Here is a 6,022-nt window from a genome sequence, read left to right as displayed (position 1 = left end):
ATCATCAGGAACACTGAGTTTAAAATGGGAAAGTTATTTTTAGACGACTCCTTATGAGTGAGCAAAAAATAAGTAGTAGGGATAATAATGTGAGCATTAAATCCCTGAAACTTGGTTTCAATAAGTACATATTCTCCCTGTACTTTTGATCCAATATAGTATTGCCATATAAATTGATCTGAATAATAAAAATATCAGAAAGCATGGATATATGTTCAATATATTTGATACATAATTCACCTCCATCACTTTGACCAATTGACTGCATAGCTTTAATTACATCACTGTCTCGATGAAACAAATCTATTGTTTTTTTTTCAAATCCTTTATATAGGGTTAACTTCCATTTATTAATTCCTCCACGGCTATTGGTTTTAAAATAAAAAAACTTGTAACGGTCACTACAAAAAGAGTCAATAGCGATAAAATCAGCCTCACTCCTAGTTAACTTCTCAACATCATCTACCCCAAACAAACAGAAAAACAAGAATGAACCAGAAAAAATAAACCTCCAAATTGTCTTTTTGGGAAAACCACAACGTAATTTATACATAACTTTTTAACCTTTCTAGAATCCCAATAGGCTTAATCCAGCAACCAGGTGTACCCATGAACCTTTTCATAATTAACGTTCCCTGATACTCTCCTGCTTAAACCGCAACAGCGGACTCAAAAAATACTCAATTAGTCGCCTCTGTCCGGTTTTGATTTCTACCGCCACTCCCATGCCAGGGCTCAGATTAACCCTGCGGTTTTCCACCGCCATCCAGGCTTTTTCTATCTCCACATTGGCCAGATAGCGCAGACCCTGCTCTTCATCGCTGACAGCATCATCCGAAATATGCGTCAGTTCACCGTTAATAATCCCGTATTTGGTAAAGTTGAAGGTGTCTATCTTGACTTCAGCCACCTGACCCTCATGGACAAAGCCAATATCCTTGTTCAGCACCCAGGCTTCGACTTCCATGGTTGCTTCCGCTGGCACAATCTGCATCAGGGGCTGTGCTGGCTGTACCACACCACCGATGGTATGAACCTGCAATTGCTGAACCGTCCCATCAATGGGCGAAAGGATTTGCTGCTGATCGTGCAATACCCTGGCCTTGATGCTCTCCTGTTTAAGACTGTCCAGCTGACGACGTAGCTGCTCCTGCTGGTCAAGGCTTTCCCGTCGGGTTCTGGCATGGAGGCTGAGCTGCTGATTCCGGATCGCTTCCATGTCCGCCGACAGTTGCTGTACGGCTGCCTGCTGCGCCTTAAGGTCTTCTTCCAGTTCAATACGTTGCTGCTCCAACTCCAGATATTGCACTTTAGAACCGTAGTTTTTCTGGTAAAGGCCAGCCAGCGCCCGGGTACGTTCTTCAATAATAGGGAGTACCCGTTGCAGTTTGGTGACAACAGCCTCAAGGGTTTGCCGTTCTGCTGCCTTGCTTTTCTGCTGGCTTTTCAGCGTTTCCGACGCTGAGACATAGTCTTCTATCTGCTGTGCCAACAGCTGCTCTTCAAAAAGCAAGGCTTCGGGTGTCCCGCTGACCTGGGCATCATTCAGATAGTGAGCCAATTCGGGTACTACCCGGTTGCCTGAATCCAGGTAGTGAACAAAGGTCTGCTCCCTGGCCTGCTGTAGCGATAACGCGGCGATCTCTTTGGACAACCTTACCCATTCAGCTTCGGTCACGGTATCCACCAGAGTGATCAAAGGATCACCGACGTTGACAACATCCCCTTCACGAACATGGATAGTCTGTACTTCCCCGATCACCATGGGCTGTATGGTTTTCACCCGCTCCCCCGGTACAATCTTGCCCTGGGCGGTAGCAACAATATCCACTTTACCCACACAGGCCCAGATAACCGCAATCGCAAATAGCAGTACAATCGCCCAGATAATAGCCCGACCCGCCGGACTGGCTGGCGTCTCTTCCACCTCCAGTGCGGCAGGAAGAAACTGGCGGCGATTTTTCTGCAGGGCTGTGGAGTTCTCACTGTGCGCCACCATCGTCAGTATCAGTCTCTGCACCGGCTGATAAACCCGCGTGGAGAACCACGTCATTGGGCACCCCATGTCTCTTGAGTCTGAACCGGCTGATGACGACCATCAACACTGCGAACTCCAACCTGAAGCTCATGCAGCCTGGCATAATGTCCCCGTCGTTTGATCAGCTCCGGATGCGCTCCCTGCTCAACAATACGTCCATGATCCATCACAATAATCTGATCAGCATCCCGAACCAGACGGTGTGCGATAATCAAAACCGTACGCCCCTGACTGATACGACGCATATTTTGCTGGATGATCGCCTCAGATTCATAATCCAGAGCACTGGTGGCTTCGTCAAAAATCAGTGTTTTTGGATTGGTCAACAATGCCCTTGCAATCGCAATACGTTGTTTCTGCCCACCGGAAAGTGAGCTGCCCTGCTCACCCACGACGGTATCGTAACCCTCGGCCAACTCCAGGATAAAGTCGTGGGCACCCGCCAGCCTGGCGGCCTCGGTGACCTGTTCGATGGTAGCTCCGGGATCAGCCAGGGCAATATTGTCCCGAACCGACCGATTAAACAGAAAATTCTCTTGAAGCACGACGCCAACCTGTCGGCGTAGCCAGGCCGGTTCTACCAAGGCAAGATCAACGCCATCCACAAACACACGCCCCGCTTCCGGAACATAAAGCCGCTGCACCAGTTTGGTCAGGGTGCTTTTACCGGAACCGGAGCGCCCGACAATGCCTATGACCTCGCCGGAGCGGATATTCAGGGAAATACTGTTAAGAATGGCTGGGCGATCGGGCTGATAACGGAAGGTGACATGCTCAAACCGAACATGGCCTTTGAGGTTAGGGAGTGTGGTCCGGTTAGGATCGTGCCCCGGTTCTGTTGGTGTGTTCAGTACATCACCGAGCCGCTGAACTGAAATCCCGGCCTGTTGAAAGTCCTGCCACAGTTGAACCAACTTGAGAATAGGCTGGCTGACACGACCGGCAATCATATTAAATGCGATGAGCATACCCACCGACAACTCACCATTAATCACCAGCGTAGCACCAACCCATAAGATCAATACCGTCACCACTTTATTGATCAGCCCCGCGATCTGACTGGCGATATTGCCGAGATTATTGGCGCGAAATGAAGCAGAGACATAGGCTGCAAGCTGGTCTTCCCATCGCCGTTGCATCTGGGGCTCCACAGCAAGACTTTTTAACGTTTCTACTCCGGTAACTGACTCCACTAAAAAAGACTGGTTCTCAGCCCCTCTCTTGAATTTCTCATTTGGTTAAACAGTCGAGAACCCAGCACCACATCAACACGGTTGGTCGTATGACTGAATACATAGGTACGCAGACCGTTAAGCAGCACATCAAAGACCGATATCACCAGCAAGCCGAAAGCAAGAACATCGAGTGTGGTCAACCCTTTATGGGTGAGCACCTTATCGATCACCACCTGAAAAAACAGAGGGGTTATCAGCGCAAATAGCTGAATAAAGAACGAAGCAATCAGTACTTCTGCCAGTAGCTTCTTATGTTTAAGAATCGCCGGAATAAACCAGCTGAAGTCAAACTTATCGCTGATCCCTGGCAATAGGGATCGTTTGGTCATCAGGAAGACATGAGTCCCCAGCAGAGATTCCAGGACATCGGAGGATACCGTTTCAGGCGTACCCTTAAGTGGATCCTGAATCAGTGTTTTGCCATCATGAACACGGGTAAAATAGCGGCCGTCTGCATGTTGTGCAATGGCTGGTAAGGGAATACGGTCAAGAGACTTGACATCCGCCTTGATTTTGCGGGCTTTCAGCTTGAGAAATTTGGCGGCTCTTAAAAGGCCATTGTCATCCAGATGGGTCGCTGAGTCAGTAAACTGATGCTTTAGCTGGGCAGAATCCGCAGCCAAACCATGAAATCGGGCAAGTGACACCAGACAGAAAACGGCCGCATCTGTACTTCTTACATCCATGTGTATCCATACTCCTGACAGCAAAATCTGTTGCATTTCCTAATGCATACAACAAAATATTTTGTTTTATGTGGAATGTAAATAGTTATCTGTGAATCATTTTAAGGATGCGGAACAAAAGGCATTCTTTATCAGAGTGTGAGATTTAAGTTCAGAGAATGTTTACCAGAAAACGGGGGAGAGAGTATCAGCAAATTGAGTAAGTCCGGATCTGGTATCTGGAGGCTCTCAGGCGTCTATTTGGTAAATACCAGAACTTTGTCTGCATGGACACATGCAGCACGGTGTGCCATCAACAGTAGAGGTGGTCACTTCTAAACAGCAGGCCGTTCCATTTTGGGCAGCGCCACTACTCAACCACATGGCAGGTTTTTCCGGTTACGGGGGGCCATAAAAAATGGTATTGCTGCCAACAGTCAGTTATAGGCACGGTTATTCAAGCATAGCCGTAGCTATGTAACCGGAGTCGTAACGCCGTACGGCTGCATGGATGCAGGAGCAGTTGCCGAGAGTACCTGCACAAGGAGTCAGACATATATGATTTCATATGGCTAGCTACTTATGATCAAACACCAATGGGATAGCAAGTATTTACACTTAGGGTGATTATTCGCATTTTCACAGGTATGCTTACAAAGCAGATTCAGGGAAGACTAATATAAAACACACAACACAAACCATAAGGAAACAGAATGGGAAAGTCTCTATTTATACTCACCACCGCAGCATCTCTGGTTGCTTCAGCACTGGTAAACGCCGGGGAAAATTACAATTACTCTCATATCACTGCCGGGGCTGGATTCGGGGATTCTGAAATTGATGAACATACCATTGATGAAACCAGCTGGTTTGTAGAAGGGGCTTTTGAATCAGACTCCCTGCCGCTTATCCTTGAGGCCGGTTACGCCTACTCTTCAGTCAATGATGGTGAATTAGTCAATGATGCCAGCCTTGATGGAAACACCTATTTTGTCGGCAGCAAATTCGTTATCTCTCCAACTGAACGTCTTGATATTCTTCCCGGCATCGCTGTTGGTAGAACAGATTCGACTGTAACCCCGGGTTCTGGCGAAGTTAAAACCGAGATTACCTCCTATACAGGGTCACTGGATGTACGATTCCACCTTGAGCGTGGCCTTTGGCTAACAACCGGCTATGCATACCGGGATTACGATGAAAATCTACTTGATAACATTGATTTGTTTAACATCGGCGCCGAATATGTAGTGAATGATGACTGGGCATTTGGCCTGGACTATAACAGCACCTCAGATAATAACCTCACCCGCTTATTTGCCAGGGTATTCTATTAAACAATCAACCAGCCTCTTAACCGGAGGCTGGCATTACATTAAGACATTACCCAATTCAGCTTTATCGATAAGATGACAAACACTATTAGAGCTATAGTACGATTGAAGACTATCGTATTTCATGGAAGAAAATAATGAAATTAACAGAAATAACCTCAGCCGCCAAAGGGGTCTACGATCAAACTTTGCAGTCTAATAAAGGCTTTATCAGGGCGCTTTCCAGTGCTGCGAGTTGCTTCTTCAACAGGCGGAAAGTAGAAAACTGGCATGAATTGAACACAGTTGCTGCTCCTGAAGGTCGGGAGTCAGAAGAGGAGAAAACAAGCATCAATGACCGTACGACAGCCCCCCGAGATATGCAGAGTGAATTAAAATCGGTGTTAGAAAACAGAGCCTTAGCCGTGAAGTCCCGGGGCAGTGACAGCGAGTTAGAGGGTGAGTACGATTCTGCCGGTATAAAAGGAAACGATCAGGAAGCATCTGTTGCAGAACCAAATAGAACAGCAAAACAGTCTGAACCGGCTGATGATACACTTATACCCGGTAGCGGGGGAGAGAAGCTTAATCACAAAGCTGCACGCGACAAAATAGAAGTTCGCCCGCGTGATCGCAGACCCCCCACCCGCAAACCTGGCCGGCACTGATAGGCTAAAGGCGCTGAAGGTGCCAGACGGCTGTCCGAGAATAGACTGCTCCCTACTACTTCGTTTTTTCCCACCTGCAAGCTTGCCATCCAGTCTATCCTGATAC

6 protein-coding genes are annotated in these 6,022 nt (G+C 47.5%); 2 read left to right on the top strand and 4 right to left on the bottom strand.

Going from position 1 to position 6,022, the window contains the following annotated elements:
• Positions 1-19: 19 nt before the first annotated feature.
• From KDK14_RS18720 to KDK14_RS21525, 4 genes are all read right to left on the bottom strand, one after another.
• The gene (locus KDK14_RS18720; RefSeq protein ID WP_257266722.1) at positions 20-553 is read right to left on the bottom strand and encodes a hypothetical protein; all 534 of its coding nucleotides are present in this window, start codon (positions 551-553) and stop codon (positions 20-22) included.
• 72 nt (positions 554-625) lie between these two features.
• Positions 626-2,053: an HlyD family type I secretion periplasmic adaptor subunit gene (locus tag KDK14_RS18715; protein ID WP_257266720.1), complete on the bottom strand. Its 1,428-nt coding sequence runs from the start codon at positions 2,051-2,053 to the stop codon at positions 626-628.
• A complete protein-coding gene (locus KDK14_RS21535; protein ID WP_373691115.1) occupies positions 2,050-3,231 on the bottom strand; it encodes an ATP-binding cassette domain-containing protein in 1,182 nt (393 codons plus the stop codon). Before KDK14_RS21535 ends, KDK14_RS18715 begins: the two co-directional genes overlap by 4 nt.
• Positions 3,231-3,959, bottom strand: coding sequence for a cysteine peptidase family C39 domain-containing protein (locus KDK14_RS21525; RefSeq protein WP_306671615.1), 729 nt, complete (start codon positions 3,957-3,959; stop codon positions 3,231-3,233). Before KDK14_RS21525 ends, KDK14_RS21535 begins: the two co-directional genes overlap by 1 nt.
• 692 nt (positions 3,960-4,651) lie before the next feature.
• On the opposite strand from KDK14_RS21525, the gene KDK14_RS18705 reads away from it, so the two are divergent.
• Both KDK14_RS18705 and KDK14_RS18700 read left to right on the top strand, forming a co-directional pair.
• Complete coding sequence (locus KDK14_RS18705; protein ID WP_257266719.1) at positions 4,652-5,272, top strand: hypothetical protein; 621 nt, start codon at positions 4,652-4,654, stop codon at positions 5,270-5,272.
• Positions 5,273-5,406: 134 nt separating this feature from the next.
• The gene (locus KDK14_RS18700) at positions 5,407-5,916 is read left to right on the top strand and encodes a hypothetical protein (RefSeq protein WP_257266717.1); all 510 of its coding nucleotides are present in this window, start codon (positions 5,407-5,409) and stop codon (positions 5,914-5,916) included.
• The last annotated feature ends 106 nt before the right edge of the window (positions 5,917-6,022 follow it).

Source organism: Endozoicomonas sp. ONNA2 (assembly GCF_024606365.1).
GTDB lineage: Bacteria > Pseudomonadota > Gammaproteobacteria > Pseudomonadales > Endozoicomonadaceae > Endozoicomonas.
The sequence above is the reverse complement of the archived record's forward strand: the minus strand, read 5'-3'. Positions and strand labels throughout refer to the sequence as shown.